The organism is Candidatus Paceibacterota bacterium, assembly GCA_035530615.1.
Lineage (GTDB): Bacteria > Actinomycetota > Actinomycetes > Nanopelagicales > Nanopelagicaceae > QYPT01.
Window position 1 is genome coordinate 338,173 of record DATKUL010000003.1, and the last position, 17,472, is coordinate 355,644.

12 protein-coding genes and 1 tRNA gene are annotated in these 17,472 nt (G+C 48.0%); 10 read left to right on the forward strand and 3 right to left on the reverse strand.

Features of this window, described 5'->3' with window-relative positions:
* Positions 1-5 precede the first annotated feature (5 nt).
* From VMW30_10175 to VMW30_10190, 4 genes are all read left to right on the forward strand, one after another.
* Positions 6-2,846 carry a UPF0182 family protein gene (locus VMW30_10175; GenBank protein ID HUW88719.1) on the forward strand — a complete coding sequence of 947 codons (2,841 nt, stop codon included), beginning with the start codon at positions 6-8 and terminating at the stop codon, positions 2,844-2,846.
* Between the two features lie 72 nt (positions 2,847-2,918).
* A tRNA-Met gene (locus VMW30_10180) sits at positions 2,919-2,992 on the forward strand.
* 238 nt (positions 2,993-3,230) lie between these two features.
* Positions 3,231-4,127 carry a DUF488 family protein gene (locus VMW30_10185; GenBank protein ID HUW88720.1) on the forward strand — a complete coding sequence of 299 codons (897 nt, stop codon included), beginning with the start codon at positions 3,231-3,233 and terminating at the stop codon, positions 4,125-4,127.
* Positions 4,124-4,954: a hypothetical protein gene (locus VMW30_10190; GenBank protein ID HUW88721.1), complete on the forward strand. Its 831-nt coding sequence runs from the start codon at positions 4,124-4,126 to the stop codon at positions 4,952-4,954. The genes VMW30_10185 and VMW30_10190 overlap by 4 nt, the downstream gene beginning before the upstream one ends.
* Here the strand turns inward: VMW30_10190 and VMW30_10195 are convergent.
* The 3 genes from VMW30_10195 to VMW30_10205 all read right to left on the reverse strand — a co-directional run bounded on the left by VMW30_10195 (position 4,951) and on the right by VMW30_10205 (position 10,284).
* Positions 4,951-6,699 (reverse strand): hypothetical protein, encoded by a 1,749-nt coding sequence (locus VMW30_10195; protein ID HUW88722.1) that lies wholly within the window; start codon positions 6,697-6,699, stop codon positions 4,951-4,953. The two genes, VMW30_10190 and VMW30_10195, sit on opposite strands and share 4 nt — an antisense overlap.
* Before the next feature lie 312 nt (positions 6,700-7,011).
* Complete coding sequence (locus tag VMW30_10200; GenBank protein HUW88723.1) at positions 7,012-8,724, reverse strand: hypothetical protein; 1,713 nt, start codon at positions 8,722-8,724, stop codon at positions 7,012-7,014.
* A gap of 399 nt (positions 8,725-9,123) precedes the next feature.
* Positions 9,124-10,284 carry an ROK family transcriptional regulator gene (locus VMW30_10205; GenBank protein HUW88724.1) on the reverse strand — a complete coding sequence of 387 codons (1,161 nt, stop codon included), beginning with the start codon at positions 10,282-10,284 and terminating at the stop codon, positions 9,124-9,126.
* 213 nt (positions 10,285-10,497) lie between these two features.
* On the opposite strand from VMW30_10205, the gene VMW30_10210 reads away from it, so the two are divergent.
* The 6 genes from VMW30_10210 (at position 10,498) to VMW30_10235 (ending at position 17,464) form a co-directional block, all read left to right on the forward strand.
* Positions 10,498-11,778 carry an extracellular solute-binding protein gene (locus VMW30_10210; protein HUW88725.1) on the forward strand — a complete coding sequence of 427 codons (1,281 nt, stop codon included), beginning with the start codon at positions 10,498-10,500 and terminating at the stop codon, positions 11,776-11,778.
* Between the two features lie 4 nt (positions 11,779-11,782).
* Positions 11,783-12,730 (forward strand): sugar ABC transporter permease, encoded by a 948-nt coding sequence (locus VMW30_10215; protein ID HUW88726.1) that lies wholly within the window; start codon positions 11,783-11,785, stop codon positions 12,728-12,730.
* The gene (locus tag VMW30_10220) at positions 12,727-13,572 is read left to right on the forward strand and encodes a carbohydrate ABC transporter permease (protein ID HUW88727.1); all 846 of its coding nucleotides are present in this window, start codon (positions 12,727-12,729) and stop codon (positions 13,570-13,572) included. The genes VMW30_10215 and VMW30_10220 overlap by 4 nt, the downstream gene beginning before the upstream one ends.
* The gene (locus tag VMW30_10225; GenBank protein HUW88728.1) at positions 13,572-14,687 is read left to right on the forward strand and encodes a glycoside hydrolase family 15 protein; all 1,116 of its coding nucleotides are present in this window, start codon (positions 13,572-13,574) and stop codon (positions 14,685-14,687) included. The genes VMW30_10220 and VMW30_10225 overlap by 1 nt, the downstream gene beginning before the upstream one ends.
* Complete coding sequence (locus tag VMW30_10230; protein HUW88729.1) at positions 14,687-16,315, forward strand: glycoside hydrolase family 66 protein; 1,629 nt, start codon at positions 14,687-14,689, stop codon at positions 16,313-16,315. Before VMW30_10225 ends, VMW30_10230 begins: the two co-directional genes overlap by 1 nt.
* 372 nt (positions 16,316-16,687) lie before the next feature.
* Positions 16,688-17,464, forward strand: coding sequence for a hypothetical protein (locus VMW30_10235; protein HUW88730.1), 777 nt, complete (start codon positions 16,688-16,690; stop codon positions 17,462-17,464).
* The last annotated feature ends 8 nt before the right edge of the window (positions 17,465-17,472 follow it).

Sequence of the window (17,472 nt, forward strand, 5' to 3'; positions counted from 1 at the left end):
GGCGCATGAGTTCAATGAATCGACCCATCCGTCCCAACCTTCCCAACCCGCGCCGACCTTTAGTGATCACCGTGGCAATAGTCGCCGCGATCTTACTTGCCCTGGTTTCCATGAGCGGCTTTTACGCAGATTGGCTCTGGTATCGCTCGGTCAACTTCACCAGTGTTTGGAGAGTCACTCTCACCACAAAGGCCGCGCTCTTTGTTGCCTTTGGCGCGGCTACTTCACTCATTATCGTCACAAATATTTTTATAGCGTATCGCCGCCGGCCGCTCTACGTGCCATTGACTATTGAGGCCGACAACCTTGAGCGATACCGCGGTCAGATTGAACCAATTCGCAGATTAGTCATCGGTGGTCTCGCCCTCGTGCTCTTCTACTTCGCGGGAACTGCCGGAACCACACTCTGGACTCCATGGATGCTTTTCCAAAACTCCACTCCCTTCGGTGTGAAGGATCCGCAGTTCGGACTAGATGTTTCCTTCTTCGCCTTCCGCCTTCCTTTCTGGCAGGCGCTGCTTGAGTGGGGAATATCAACGATCATCATTTCAATCATGGCGGCAAGTGTGGTTCATTATTTGTACGGCGGAATTCGTCTTCAAGTTCGAGAAGACCGGACCACGGTTACGGCACGAGTCCAACTTTCAATTCTTTTAGGAATCGTCGTACTTCTCAAAGGTATGGCCTACTGGCTTGATCGCTACCACCTTGCGCTTAAAGAGGGCAAGCTCATCACTGGTTTGACCTACACAGATGTCAACGCGGTTCTACCTGCAAAAGCAATTCTCGCTGGAATAGCAGTCGTGTGCTCTCTTCTTTTCTTCGCCAACATTATTCGCCGCTCCTGGGTCTTGCCGGCAGCTGGCGTCTCACTTCTCGTGGTTTCATCTCTACTTATCTCTACCGTTTATCCAGGCATCATTCAGCAATTCCAAGTCAAACCAAGTGAGTCGACAAAGGAAGCGCCTTATATTCAGAAGAACATTGATGCAACCCGAACTGCTTATGGACTTTCCGATGTGACAGTGAAGGATTATCGAGCGACAATTGAGACATCGGCAGGTCAGTTGTCGAAGGACGCTGCGACAATTTCCAATATCCGCTTGATGGATCCAAACGTTCTCTCTGCGACTTTCCGCCAACTTCAACAAATTAAGCCTTATTACACCTTTGCCGATTCACTCGATATAGATCGCTATACGGTGAACGGCGTTCAAAGGGACGCTATCGTGGCAGTTCGAGAACTCAATGTCGCAGGCAACCCAAGCCGTAACTGGATCAACGATCATTTGGTTTACACCCACGGGTTCGGATTTGTTGCCGCCTATGGCAACGTCCGTGATGCCGACGGGAAACCATCCTTCATCGTGGGAGACCTCCCACCAACAAAGGGTCTGGGTGCCTTCGAACCCCGCATTTACTTCGGCGAGAATGTTCCTGACTACTCAATAATTGGTGGAGCAAAAACTTCGACTCCGGTTGAGTTGGATTATCCAGATGATTCATCGGCCAATGGGCAGAAGAACGTGACCTATACCGGTAAGGGTGGCGTTCCTATGGGATCTCTCATCAACCGCCTCGTTTTTGCCCTGAAGTATCAGGAACAACGGATCGTCCTGTCGAATTTGGTCAACGCCGATTCAAAGATTCTTTTTGAGCGCAATCCGCGCGATCGTGTCGCAAAAGTTGCGCCGTGGCTCACCCTTGATGGCGACCCGTATCCAGCCGTTGTTAACGGTCGAATTCTCTGGATTATTGATGGATATACAACGAGTGCAGGTTATCCATACTCAAAGAAGACAATGCTTTCTAGTGCAACTACCGATGCGCTGACTATGAACTCCGCTTCGATTACCGCTCAATCCAACGCTTCGGTTAACTACATCCGGAATTCTGTCAAGGCAACAGTGGATGCATATGACGGCACTGTCACGCTGTATCAGTGGGATACAGAGGATCCTGTTCTTAAGACCTGGAGCAAAGTATTCCCAAATACGGTCAAACCAAAGAGTGCAATTTCTAAAGACCTCCTTGCGCATGTGCGCTATCCAGAGGACCTCTTCCGGGTGCAACGCGATATTTTGAGTTTGTACCATGTTAGAACTGCTAGTGCTTTTTATGGTGGGCAGGACTTCTGGCGGGTGCCGCGTGATCCTTCTACATTCGGAGGGAATGCGAGTGCGCAGCCTCCGTATTACTTAACCTTGCAGATGCCTGGTGCCACACAATCACATTTCGCCTTGACGACTCCGTTCGTCCCAGTGGGAGGTCGTGAGAACTTATCTGCGTTTGCATCAGTGAATTCTGATCCGGGTCCCGATTATGGAAAAATTAGCGTGCTTCAATTACCGCGAAGTACAAACATTGCTGGTCCATCGCAGGTCGCATCGAACTTTGAGGCAAAACCTACGGTGGCAAATTCTTTATCACTACTTCGACAGGGTGGATCTGATGTTGTTCTCGGGAGCTTGTTGACTCTTCCTGTAGGTGGTGGCTTGCTTTACGTGCAGCCCGTCTATGTACAGGCGACATCAAACGCCGCTTCTTATCCATTACTTCAGAAAGTTCTCGTCTCCTTTGGTGATCAAATTGGATTTGATGACACATTGAAAGGCGCGCTTGATCAGGTATTTGGTGGCAACTCTGGAACTACGGGAAGTACTCCATCTCCATCAACTGGCGGATCACAGTCCAATGCACTTGCCAACGCACTCCAAAGTGCAAGTCAGGCACTTGCTGATGGACAGGCCGCACTCGCTAAGGGTGACTTTGCTGCTTACGGTCTTGCACAAGACAGATTGAAATCAGCGATTGCTGCAGCGATTGCTGCGCAGACCAGAAAATAATTTCCCTAAAAAGAGATCTTTTCAGGAGGATTTGGCGCTCATGGTGCCTGCCCTCTACGATAGGCCTACCGACGCGGGGTGGAGCAGCTCGGTAGCTCGCTGGGCTCATAACCCAGAGGTCGTAGGTTCAAATCCTGCCCCCGCTACTAGTACGAAAATCAAGGCTTTGGCTCTTCGCTTACGCGGGGGGTCATTGCTTTGTGGGATCCCATAATGAGCACTTGTCGCAGTTATTCCTGAAGCAGCGTAAGACACGATTCCGCAGGACTGATCTTGGGACTTAATCTAATATGTCAGCCCGTGCGACAACACTTAACTCGCTGGATACGTCCTAGGCTGGCATTCAATTGGCAATGTTACGATGAGAAGCGTGAGGGCAACATTATGACTAGACCTCGAATTCCCAATTACCATCGCCAACGTTTCCTCCTGGTTCTGCTGGCACAGGCCGGTGGGTACCTTTCCAAAATAGATTTTCAGAAGCTCCTATTCCTGTCGCAAGAAGAAACTGAGAAGCCACACTACGATTTTGTTCCTTACCACTATGGATGTTATTCCTTTCAAGCGCAATCTGACATCGATTTATTGGAATCTCGCGGTTGGCTTAGAACCGACAATCGCGATATTCGACTATTGGAAGAATCGAATACGTGTATGCCAAGTGTAGATCGTGCCAAGGTTGCGGATTTTGCCAAGCGTTTCCACGCTTATAGAGGCAAGAAACTCATCAGGTATGTATATGAAAAGTACCCATACTATGCAATAAATAGCAGGATTGCTGAAGAAATCTTGGATGGAAAAGCCTTTGATCGCGTGGGGGAGGCGAAAAGGGGGCTTGAATTTGAATCAAGTGAGCTTTTCACAATTGGATACGAGGGAATCACTTTTGAGAAGTACGTTAATCGTCTAATAAGCAATGATGTGCGCCTCTTATGCGACGTTAGGATAAATCCTCTTAGCCGCAAGTTCGGATTTTCAAAGGGGACTCTCAGCGCGGTTCTTCCAAAATTGGGCATTGAGTATGTGCATATTCCGGAATTGGGGATTAGCTCGCAACGTCGAAATGGATTGGAAACCAAGGCAGACTACGCCCGACTGTTTAGGGGGTATAAACGCTCATTGCCGCTCAAGAGGGATAGCTTGAAGGGACTTAATGAACTGTTTGATAGAAGCGGTCGACTTGCTTTGACCTGCTTTGAGAAGGAGCACGAGGATTGTCACCGACACTGTATTAGCGAATATTTGGAGGATACAAGGGGCATCGAGGCTCATCATTTATGAGCCTCCTGCGGAGAGTGTTTATAACGGTTAAAACGTATCCCACGCTATCCAAGAAATATGATGAATTAGTTTGCACTGCCGGAATTCTGGATGACGGAAACTGGGTTCGAATTTACCCTCTCCCATTTAGAAAACTGGAAAATGACAATCGGTATAAGAAATATCAATGGATGGAATTACTCCTAGAGAAGAACTCTGGAGATCCAAGACCTGAGAGTTATCGGCCTGTGGATCCATCTAAAATTAGATTGATTGGCAGTCCAGTCGGGACCGAGGATGGATGGGCGAAACGAAAGCAGATCATTTTTGATAAGAACCCAATTTATACAGATTTAGCGAAGACAATTTCCAAGGCCCAGCGGGACGAGTTATCAATTGCCATTTTCAAACCTACAGAAATTCTGGAATTTCTTGTACAGGATACAGATCGCGAATGTAAGAAGGATCGGCTCGAACTTCTCGAAGCGAAGGCAAGTCAGTTGCAGATTTTTCAGACGGAAGAAGAAGTTCGACGGGAGTTTTCAATAGTTCGGAAATTGCCATATAAGTTCTCGTATCGCTTCAGGGATGCCGCCGGGAAAGTTAGCACCTTGATGATCGAAGATTGGGAAATTGGTGCGCTGTACTGGAATTGTCTTGACCGATCTGGGGGAGATGAAAGCAAGGCCCTAGAACTAGTTCGTCAGAAGTATCTCAATGAGTTTGTGACTAAGGACTTATTCTTGTTCCTAGGTACCACCCGACAATACCATTCTTGGGCCAAGAATCCGTTTATTATTATTGGAGTATTTTATCCACCCATCTCATTACAAGATTCTTTATTTTAGATCTGTTTTCTCCTTCTAAATTGTTCGATTAACCATAATGCCGCAAATCCACCGACCAATCGCCCTCGGTGCCATGAAGTGATTTCGACGGGTTTAAATGCTTTAAAGACATCCATCGGAGTGAAGTACCTGGTTGCCCCAGGGAGGAGGTAGGTGCGTGCTACGTCCGCTGTAGCTCCTAATGCCTCCTGCCTTCTCAATTGGAGTTCGTAATCTAAGCGGTTAGGCGCGGGACGTTCCTTCGTGGGCTTGGTTGCTCGAAGTCTTAGGAGCGCGTGCTCGAAATTGAGCCAGGCGTGCAGTGCCTCCGATTCTGTAAAACTATCAATGTGTTTTTGCAGATTTGCATCTTCCTCCCCTTTCAAAGCGCTAATAACATTCAATAATTTGGCTTTGAGGACAATGCCTTCGTGCCCTTTAGCCGTGTTCGCCAACATGATGAGGCGATGTTCCACTTCCTCCACCTTCCGCGAATTGACGAACCATTTAACATCGGGAAGTCGCTGCATATGCTGAATGATTCTTCCGTAAGTCTCTAACGTTGCAATCGAGGCTGATGAGCCTGCAGGCGAATCTAGTTCGCCCCATTTGTTAACTTGTTGCCACATATGACGCTCTGCGGCAAGGAGTTGCCCTCGGATCCAAAGTGTCGCACCACGTCGTTCACCAATTCGTGCCTTACTTGCATCATCATCCCCGAGGTATACCTGTTCCCAAGCGCCAAGGGCTTTAAGGTAATTTCCAGCCCCCCAATGTGCATCTGCCAGACCTTCCCAACCTTGGGCATCTTTCGGATCCTCAATTGAAAAAGCTCGTATTACACCTCTTCGGAAGCCCATCCGTATGTATAGAGCCGATGTGGCTTGCTTGCGCAAGGTATCAGTATTCCCTATTGAGGGATTCCAATTTGATTTGTCGGACTTTTTCGTTGCGGGGATATAAGGGATGGACCACGCGACAGACAGTCGAGAGAGAAAATCCCAAAGTGTTCCGCTTATAACTTCAACTCGAACGCCGTTGCGCAGTAATTCACCGAGTAAGGTTCCCGGTGCCTGCTCTTGCTTTGGACTTGAAGAAGAAGTGTCTTCCTGGTAATCGTGCCATACGATTTTTTTGCCTTCTAGTAAATCTAAGTGGCTGAGTAGATAGGGTGTTGCGTCGAAGAAATCAGAACCACTATAGCCAAGGAACACTATGGTGGAGATTCCATCTGAGCCCAACACCGAATCAAGTGTCTGGACGAGCGTTTCAGGAAAACCATTTTCAATGATGTGCAATCGAGCGCCCAGCGAGGAAAGGTCGCGGTTGCCTCCAACACTCTCGTGAATATGAACCACTCGGTTCAACTCATCATTTTCTTGTTCTAAGCCAGCGCGTTCAATACAACTATCAAAGTTTGCGGTTATATGTTGACCGCCTACCCTTAAGTGCTGGGCAAAGAAAGCGTGATTTGTGTTTGGCTTTGCGTCGACGAGGTCGCTCAGGACATTCTCAAGCCCAGCCAGACCATATACATCGGTCAACGCATCGAGAACGGTTTCCAATCTCGGCCTAAAGTTCGCGTTCCTAACACCAAGTTCCGTATACAATTTCGCGATTTCTTGGCCTGTGTCATCTGTCATGAAATGCTTCATCGCGCGCTCAGTGAGATCTCTTCCAAGAGGTCCGTTAGTAGGGGTGTCATGCGAGATTCCTGCCCCGGACCAGAAGAGGACATTGCGGGGGGAAACGGCTGTCCAGGTCATGAGGTTGATCCTAGTTATCACACCAAGACAAACCACTCGACTCAAGTTGGCTGAAAGACTATTTGTACCCTTGATGAGGTGGGCTATGGTGTAACGAATGACGATAAGCGATACCCCTCGATGTGCCCTTCGCACGGCTCCTAATGAGAGTGCGAGCCTGAGGTCATCCTGCCCCCGCTACTAGCAAGTGTTTTAAGGCTTTGGCTCTTTGCTTATGCGCGGGGCCATTGTTTTTTTATGGAACGATCCGCGGTCCGAGAAGTGGGTCGATATGACGGGTTGGAACCAAACGACAATCCGTCTTGATTATCCTTAGTACGGCACGGTTATAACAAATGGAGTATCAAGGTACTCGTTCCATCCCGTGGTCGGTTGCAGGCGATATCTGTAGGTGTGAACCCCGATAGATATTGGCATGAGTTTGACGTCATATGTATATGGATAAATCCCTGGAGGGTTTGGATCTCTATACGAGGTAAACGAGGCCAGCGTGGCCCAATTACCAGCGATGCTTTCTTGTAAATCAAGCAGTTGTGCATTGTCCGACCAATGATTCGTTGGAAGGAGACAGAGTTCGCCCATGTAGCACACATCGCGTAGCGGTATATGTTTTACGCCCGATCCGTCACTCCACACTTTTAGAGAGAGAATATTAGCCCCTGATAGCGATCCGCCAAGATAGCGGGTATGGGTCGCATCAATAGTGATTGCGCCCTTACGAATTAAGCCCTCAGGACAAGTATTCCCAATCATGATGTCTGTTTGATCAATACAGACATGGTCTACGCCAAAATTATGAATCAATTCGTGAATGATGGTATTCGACATTGGATTTATTTTGCGCTCTACTCCAAGGTATGAAGAAATGCCTTGCCAGCATCCATCTTCTCCCAGATATGCGAGGGCAAGCGAACCAGGCATCTGACCCCATCCGCAATACTTAGGGCCCAAATGGGCGTCTACGATAAAGAGAAGGTTCTTGCCAACTTTGCTTCCGCCGTTTGCTTGGTTGAATTCATTTGCAAGTTTCGGCAGCGGAGATACGACAGTGTTTCCATCAATGATCTCCTTCACATTACCGTCATTGGCTAGGTCACTCGTCAAGTAGTGACTCCTCAAGGTGCTGACATCGAGTGAGTTTTGGTATGTATCAAAGATCAATCTTTTCCCAATCTTCTCATATAGCCACTCTTGCGCTAGCGCGACCCAATTATTGATTTCACCTGAGTTATAGAGGTCACCACTTGGAGCATCTCTCAGCGTGACATACACAACATGGATTTGAAAACCTTGGATATCGTCGGGCCTGTCCTGCGTGGTCTCTGGCAGAACTACCGGGTTCTTTAGAATATTGAATTGAAAAAAAATATCTGGACTAGGAGTCGATACCAGTTTGCTGTTTTCTGAGAGCCTAATCTTGCAGGAACCGGGCGCGAGAAGGGACAGCACATTTTTGGTCAAGTCTGTAGTGCAGATACTTGGAGTTTGACTTGTTACAAGGATCGGAATACCCAAATAATCTGGATCGAAGTAGTTCAAAGAAATGCTGCTCAGGCTTAGAGGAAGGGAAGATGCGATTTGCGGTGGTAAGAGAGTTAATTGCGAACTTGATTTGAGAGGGACACGCAATTGAATTGTCCCAGATCGACCGCATGTATTTCCTGCGTACGATACAAAGGAAATCTGTGAGTATTTGGATGTCAATTTACTTTGATAAGTTAGATTTTTTCGATTTTTGGTGATCGTGAATTTCTTCCAAGCTGACCAAGGTTCCCATTTTTTGTTGATTTTATTGTAGAGGGATGTTGCCCACAAAAAATGTGTCGGCAGTTCTCCAGTTGGCGCAACCGTCAATTTAATTGCTGGACCACCAGTGCGTGCCCACGAGGTAAGGGATATCGGGCTCGCGGGCGGTTTTTTGCAGGCAAAAGCCGAAGGCAAGTCGTTAGTCAGAATTGGGAAGAGGCTCAACAAGAGCGTCAAGGCCACTAAATGTGTCAGGCGGAGAGAAATTCTAATTTCCATTCTTCATTCACCTCTAACTCTCTTTCATCCACAAGGCTAATTTGAAGTCGTTGGGAAGTCCATGGAGTAGGTGAGTGTCAGCACGAAGATTGAATCGTGCCAAGAAATACATTCCTCAGGCGCCACGCCTCTCATTTGATCATCTAACAGTTACTCAACTTCGCAAAATAGAAGAGCACTGGAGAGTCTTGCGGTACGTTTGCAACAAATGATGACCAACCTAACCCCTCGACGTGTCCATCACGTGGCTCCAAATGAAAATGCAGACCTAAGGTCATCCTGCCCCCGCTACCACTACCGAACAATGGCCCCCGCATTATGCGGAGGCCATTGTTCTTATCTTTGATTAGAGTGTTTTTGAATCTGCCCAAACTCATTTCCCATTTTCAATAGGAAACCTCAACTTGAGTAGGGGCGCCCAAGTACATATTCCTGAATTGCTAATACGGCAGCCCCCCGGCACCACTCCGTGTTGTCGCCAGATGTAGTTACAAAACTTATCGTTTTCGCTCGTGGATCTCTGTGCTCTCTTATTCCTTCCTGAATTGATGCGGATGCCGTTTCCACAAGACCGACTCCTTCGCCGCCTAGAATTATCAGTTCTGGAGAAGTTAAATTTGCAACGGCAGCAATAAGTTTTCCGAGTCCTCGGCCAGCATCATCTACTACTCTCCTTGCGACTGGCTCGCCGGATGTTGCCATGTGAAGAATCTCTTCGTAACCCAACTTGCGATTAAGTGTATTTTCTACTGCCTGGATGATGGCACCTTGCGTCAGTACGGTGCGGGCGCAGCCTTTATGCCCGGATGGGCAGAGTGGTCCAAATGGATCAATCGGCCAATGACCGACGAGGCCTAAACCGTAGTCTTCATCTACAACGATTTGGTTATGAATAACTAGGCCAAATCCAACTCCAACTCCCAAAGTAATTACGGCGAATCTGGATAGACCACTTGCAGCGCCAAACCAGTGTTCGGCTTCAGTAAATGCAATGACATCGTTATTGATGACAGTCGGTATACCTGTCAGTCCTTCTACCATGGAGCCAAGAGGTACATTTTCCCACTCTAAAAAGGGTGCGCTGAGTACTTCGGATTTATCGTTCACTAACCCACCGATACCAATTCCAAGCGCGGTTATTTCATCCACTTGCTCAGCTAGTTCGCTTGCCAACGCGGCAATCTGGTCTGCCACGACTGCTGGTGCTTGGGAGGCAAGTCGCCTGTAGCCTTGCCCTACAACATTTGCTCGTAAATCTGTCACAACCGCAGTGACATCTTCGCCGGTCACTTTCATTCCTATGAAATGTCTAGACCCCGCCACAACATCTAATGGTTTGGAAGGTCTTCCTGTTTTCGAATCTGAGCGGTCCTCGGAATTAATTTCTACAAGAAGTCCGGACTCAATTAAAGGAGTGCTGAGGCGCGTGAGTGAGCCTGGTGATAAATCCAATCTGCGGGCTATGTCTATTCGAGAAATAGGGCCATGCAGAAGTACTTCCAACGCCACAGCACGTGTCTGTGCGGACTGCGGGATCCAAGGCGGAGCGGCTATTTTCAATCTGGACCACTCCTCACTGCCCAATATGCGAGGCGTAGGGCTGAAGCCTCCCATAGTTGGTTATTTCCGTCAATGAAACAACAAGCCTCTGATTGACGTCATATGGGGGCTATTGACAGGTACTTATTTCCACTGTAGAAATAAGTCACTCGTTGCATTCACCCCTCCCTAGTGTGAATGTGATTCGCTTCATACACATGACAGGAGAAGCACATGCAGAATAGTAAGGACAAACGAAGGGGAAAGGTCTCGATTGCTTTATTGACGATCGGGACCCTGATTTCTGTGGTCGGGGGTTTGGCCGCGGCCTCTGAAGCCAATGCAGCACGCAAGAAAGTCACCATCACTTTTTGGACCTCTTATTCAGCCTCAGAAAGTCCAACTCTTGAGAAGACGCTTATCCCAGCTTTTGAGAAAGCCAATCCGAACATCAAAGTTAAACATGTTGCTTTTAGCCACGATGATCTATACCAGAAGCTCTTAACAGGGGTCCTGTCAAAGACTCTTCCTGATGTGGTCCGCTCTGATGTGGCTTGGGTACCTACTTTCGCGCAAGGCAAGATATTCGCCAAGTTGGATGGACGCGGCGGCATGGCCGGCTTTACCAAGTTGTCCAAGCTTGTTTTCAAGGGTCCGTTGTCAACCAATTACTACGCTGGTCATTACTACGGACTTCCTCTTGATACGAACACTCGCGTTATGTTTGCAAATATGGACGCATTCGCGAAAGCTGGAATCACGACGCCCCCAAAGACATTTGCCGAGATGTTAGCCGATGCACCACTCCTCAAAGCTCAAGGAATTCAACTCTATGCCGACGGTGGAACTGGCGGTTGGAATGTACTGCCTTGGATTTGGTCAGCAGGCGGCGCTATCACAAATGCTACTAATACAACTGCTAAGGGTTACATAAATGGAGCCAAGAGTGTTTCGGCAGTCCAATTCCTAACAGATCTCTACAAGCAAGGTGCCATCTCAGACACCATGCTCGGCGCCTCCGGTGGGATCAGCGGTTTTGATGGCGTACCAAAGGGCAATTATGCAATGACATTGGATGGTCCTTGGATGAATCCAATCTGGGGCAGTGTTTACCCTGATTTCAAGCCCGTTCAAGCTCTCGTTCCGGCCGGTGCGGGGGGAAGCATCAGTGTTGTAGGCGGCGAGGACATTAACGTCATCGCGTCAACCAAAAACAAAGCCGCTGCTCAACAATTTGTTCGCTTCATGCTTTCGAAGAGTGCTCAAACCGCACTTCTAAAAGCGGGACAACTTACTGTTCTGCAGAGCCTCAGAAGTCAAGTGACTGCAATTCATCCATATTACTCAACATTCTTGGAGCAACTGGCAACTGCGAAGGCTCGTACGCCTGTTCCTAATTATCCAAAGATTGATCAAATCATTGGAACCCAGGTTGCTCTCGCGATGCAGGGTAAGAAAACTGCACAGCAAGCAATGAATGAGGCAGCGGCGCTAATTGAACCTCTCCTCAAGTAAAAAGGTGAAATCAACATTGGTCAGCACCTCGGTGCTGACCAATGTTGTTCATCAAAAACCTAGGTTGACCAAGGCTGGGATAAGCCCCTACCTATTTCTAGCTCCTGGGTTTCTACTTTTCTTGTTAACAATCATTTACCCAATGTTCAGAGCGTTCCAGATTAGCTTGTACGAGTGGAATGTGATGCCAGGGAATCCAAATCAATTTGTAGGGCTACAACAGTATGTCCGAGAGTTTCATGACCCGGTTTTTTGGCGGGCGTTAGAAAACGCCTTCTTTTACATGATATTTACCGTGCCCTTGCAAATTATGATTGGTCTTGCGATTGCTCTTCTATTGGCTCAAAAGTTCCCAGGCAGAGGTCTTTTTAGGGCGCTTTTCTACCTCCCAGTGGTGACTAGTTGGGTTGTCGTTTCTTTACTTTTCAAATTTCTCTTCAGTACAGATTACGGTTTCGTTAACTGGGTATTGTACAACGGGCTGCACATCACCTCGCATGATATTGGCTGGCTTGATACGCGCTGGCCTTCAATGATCACAATAGGCCTGCTAGGTGTTTGGAAAGGCGTCGGGTGGTCCATGCTGATCTTCCTTGCAGCACTCTTGAGCGTCCCCGTGGAGTTGACCGAGGCAGCCGCAATTGATGGTGCAGGTTCATGGCGATCATTTAGAAGTGTCACGCTCCCTTCTATTCGCTTAACTCTTGGATTTGTAACCATAATGCTGGTGATAGGCAGTCTTAACGTTTTCACCTCGGCATTCATTATGACCGGGGGCGGACCACAGCAAGAGACAGAAGTCGTTCTCAGTTACATGTACCACCAAGCGTTTCTTTTCCTCGACTTCGGCTATGGCTCGGCACTCGCTTTCACACTCGCCATGATCGTTTTTGCTATTTCCTTTGCTCAAATGCGCTTCTTTAGAGGCGGAGTAGCGAGGATCATTCGATGATAGTTGGAAGCAGAAGGAAGAGAAGAGCGACGCTCACTACGCGCTATGCAATTCTCATCGCTGGATCTGCCGTGATGATTGTCCCTTTCCTGTACCTCTTTGCAACATCTTTTAAACCACAACTCTATCTTTTCGAGATGCCCCCCCAATTTATCCCGGAGCATCCGACCACTAGTAATTACACAGAAGCGTGGACTTCAAATAACTTCGGTCACTATTTTGCGAATTCAGTGTTTGTCTCAGTCGTCGCCACAGCCCTATCTGCTCTTCTTTCGTCGATGATGGCCTACGCATTTGCCAGGTTCAGCTTCAAAGGCCAAAACGTTATGTTTTGGATTCTCTTAATTGGGTTGATGGTGCCTGGGATGATGCTTTTGATACCCCAATACCTATTAGCCAATCAACTACATCTACTTGACTCACTCTTAGGGCTCATCGTGTTTTACGTAGCAACAACGTTGGCGTTCAATACTTTTCTTCTTCGGGGATTCTTTGAAGAAATACCGTGGGCTTTAGAGGAAGCCATGATCATGGACGGGGCGGGGCCTTTCCGGCGTTACTGGAAACTGATTTTGCCACTGTCTCGTCCGGCTCTAGCAACAGTTGCTATTTTTACTTTTCTGGCCTGCTGGGATGAGTATGTGTGGGCTCTAATAATTATCAACAATCCCGACAATAGGACGCTTCCCATCGCTATTTCCTTATTTCAAGGACAACATCTAACAAACTGGGGGTTGGTATTTGCTGCATCAACAATTGCGATCATTCCGGTAATTCTAGTTTTCGCCATATTCCAACGACAGTTCATTCGCGGTCTTTCCGGCGAAGCCTTGAAAGGATAATGATGTTTCATAAGTATTTAGACCCCTCAAGTTTGAATGATGGAGGTCTTGGAGTGCGTAGTGTCCAAGTCTTGCTTGAAGGTCAGTCACCAAGTGGGGCATTTGTAGCTTCTCCCAATTTTGCAAGTTATCGCTTTTCATGGTTGAGGGACGGCGCATACTGTGCGAAAGCAATGGATCTGGTTGGCAACACAGAATCCGCCACCAAATTTCATCGCTGGGTTGAAAATACGTTAACTAGACAGATACCAACTGCGGAATTGTTAATAGCTCGACTCAATAATGGTGAGACTCCGGCCATGAGCGAAATGCTCCCTACTCGCTACACGCTTGATGGCGTATTGGAGAAGTTCGGCGAAGTAGAGAATGTTGCTTGGCCAAACTACCAACTTGACGGTTACGGCGTTTGGCTTGACGAACTAAGGAGACATCACCAAATCCTCGGAACAACCGACTTCAATAGGGAAGTCGTCGATCTAATTGCGAGATATCTTGCCGCTGCGTGGAAGACTGATTGTTACGATTGCTGGGAAGAATTGGGTGATGGTCAACACGCATCCACAATTGCGGCTGTTGCAGCCGGATTAGAAAGCGCTGGTTATTTGCTGAATGAAGACAAGTATCTGCGCGAAGCACAAGAGGTACGTGACACCTTGTTCAAAAAATTCATCAGGAACGGAAGATTCTGCAAGGGACTTAACGATGATCGCGTGGATTCAAGTTTGCTCTGGTTAGCTCTTCCATTCCGAGTGGTCGAACTTGACGACCCGGCATTTGTGAAGACCGTTGAAGAGATTAGATCTAGTCTGCGGGGTTCTACTGGTGGGACTTATAGGTATCTTGGTGATACTTACTTTGGTGGCGGAGAGTGGTTCTTATTGACCAGTTGGCTTGGTTGGTATGACCGCCTAGCAAATAACTCCAGTGAGTTTGAACATTCAAGAAAATGGATGATTGAGAAAGCTACACAAAATCTGGAACTGCCTGAGCAGAGTAGCGCGGGTACTCAAGAACCAACGATGATCGACCCTTGGGTAAGGCGTTGGGGGTCAGTCGCGACGCCATTACTTTGGTCGCACGCAATGTACCTAATAATGTCAGAGGGAGAGCGCTAGTGAACCTAATACCGTTAAAGGCCTCGTATTTGCCTAGCGATCCAATTGGAATCGAGTTGAAACTTTCCCATAGCGAGGAGGACGGAAAGTATCTCGTGCAACTTTGGCACTTGGACACCTTGATTTCGGAACGAGTGAGTGCGGACCATAAAGTTGTGTTCGACTCACAGAAATTTGGCGGATACGGCGTCAAGGTACTTGATCCATCTGATAAAACGAGGTGCGTCGGGAGTACATCAATTGATGTATTGAATACTCCATTTGAGAGACCGCGCTACGGTTTTGTCGCTGAATTCAGCGAAGGTCGCAGCCCCGAACTGCTCGCGAGAACCGCGAGAAAACTGCATCTGAATATGATCCAATTCTATGACTGGGCTTTTAAGTATGCTCAATTGGTACCTGATACGGACAAGTATTTAGACCCTCTAAATCGAGAACTTTCGCTTGCAACTGTGAGAGGTATGACCAGCGCCTTAGCTAATGTTGGAAGCAAGTCCATGGGATACGCCGCGGTGTATGCCGTAGGTGGAACAGAGTGGGATCAGTGGAAGGACGCCGGGCTCTTTAAGACTGACGGTCAACCGCATCGATTCACAGATGACCTCTTGCTTGTAGTAGATCCATCAAATGAGAAGTGGATGGAACACTTCACGAGTGATCTCAGTCATTCTATGCAAGAAGTCGGTTTTGATGGATTCCATTTGGATTCATATGGCTGGCCAAAGAAGGCATTCAGGTCCGATGGAACGATCTGCGATCTCAACCACGCCTTTTCGAATTTGCTCGCAAGAATAAGGAGAAATGTGCCCGACTCCTCCTTTATGTTCAATAACGTAAATGACTTTCCTACGTGGTCCACCACGCAAACGGACCAAGACGCTACCTATATTGAAGTATGGGCTCCGCATACGGCTCTTCGGCACCTTGGACTGTTAATTGACCGTGCTCGCGCCTGCAGGCCGGGCTTCCCACCGATTCTCGCTGCATATCTTTCCGTTTATTCAAAGGCTCCAGTTTCCGAGGCCGATGATGCAGCCCGACTTGTAATGGCAACCATTTTTTCCCATGGCGGCACTCATCTGCTCAATGGAGAGGATGACGTCGTGCTAGTTGATCCTTACTACCCAAAGAATCACAAAGCGGACGAGTCTACAATTGAAATGATGAGGAATTGGTATGACTTTCACGTCAGATACGGGGATCTTTTGCTAGCACCTGAAGCCATAGACGTCACGCGGTCGTACACGGGCGGGATAAATGAAGATTTGATCTTCGCGACTCAAGGAGGCCAGGCGCTCGTAACTGATCCTGAGCCGGACGCGGTTTGGGTTAGAGTTGTTAGCACAGACTTGGGATTGGTAGTCCACCTAATTAACCTCATAGGACAAGAGGAAACGGATTGGGATCGCAGAAAGAACCCGATTCCAGACGTTAAGGGATTGCGACTCAGAATGCTCAAAACTCTTGGAGTGGATTCGCCGTATCTCGTGGATCCGGAACAATCACCATGGCCTCAACATCTTGATATTAGGGACGATGGAAGCGACTATCTGGAAATTGACATTCCAGATATTGGGGCTTGGGCAATGGTTGTTCTCCCCAATTCAGAGAGATGGAAAGTTGTCTGAGGTACTAGGTTATTTTTCCATGCCCTGCCAACGTCTCCAACGGCATCCAGTTTGACCTCTTGAGGAGCCCTTCGCCTGGCGCCGAATGAGATTGGAGGCCTGAGGTCATCCTGCCCCCGCTACCATGTACCGAATCAAGGTTCTCGCCTCAGGCGGGGGCCTTTTTCGCGGCGTTTTGCTCCCATTCTTGGTCTTCGCGAGAGGCAATGTCGTTGAGATCACCCCGAGGGATAACTATGTGACCTTCTGGAAAAGTGCCAAAATGGGTGAAGTGTGATCGCCTTGTTTCATTGCGTGACAGGGAGTGACTGTTGGGGGAGCGCGTTTGGAAGACGTGGAACAGGTTAAGCCACACAGTTAAGGTAGCGGGATATGAAAAACATTCGTAGAAGTCATGTGCTCTCATCGGGAAGATCTTCCGCTCTATTTTTAGTCCCACTTATGGTCGCACTCAGTCTCGTTCTTTCTTCACTGAGCCCATTTGTGGCGAGTAGTTCCGCCGCCGACTCTGCCAAGACGTGCATGGCCGATAGAAGCCTGGACTCAATAAACATTGGAAAGTATTTTGCATCGTTTCTCACTCAGGCAAAGAAGGATTGGCGCAAGGACGCAAATATCTCGAGTGTGCGGATGGATGATCGTTCGGGAAAGAATTTTGACGCCCTATGTACTCTAAATATCTATTCGTCATGGATGATCGTTCTCTACTCGGTTTCGGCAAAGGCCGAACAAGTTGTCTATATGGATAGCCAGAATAAGACCGACGCAGGAATTCCCAGACTTTTGTATAGCGTGAAGAAAGTTGCATCGAGCGGCACGACATTTACGAATAAGACCATAGCCGACATAAAGAAAGAAGGCGGCTGGGTCTTTGATGTTTATCCACGTCCGGAGAGTGCGGCGCAAGAGAAGAAGGGTCCGGCCAACTTGTTCCTCACATGGAAAATGACGTTAAGTGATGTGGTTCAGAAATTCATTGATCGAACAAGAAACGAAACAATCAGCGCATATGGCTGGAGTATCTATATCGGCAAGAGATCCCTTAAGACCAGTAGTCCGTATGCAAATATATATTGGCAGAACGGCAGCAAGAAGCAGGCTTACTACGTCGAACCAGTTACATTGAAGACTTATCTAGTGAAGTACTAGACAGTGAC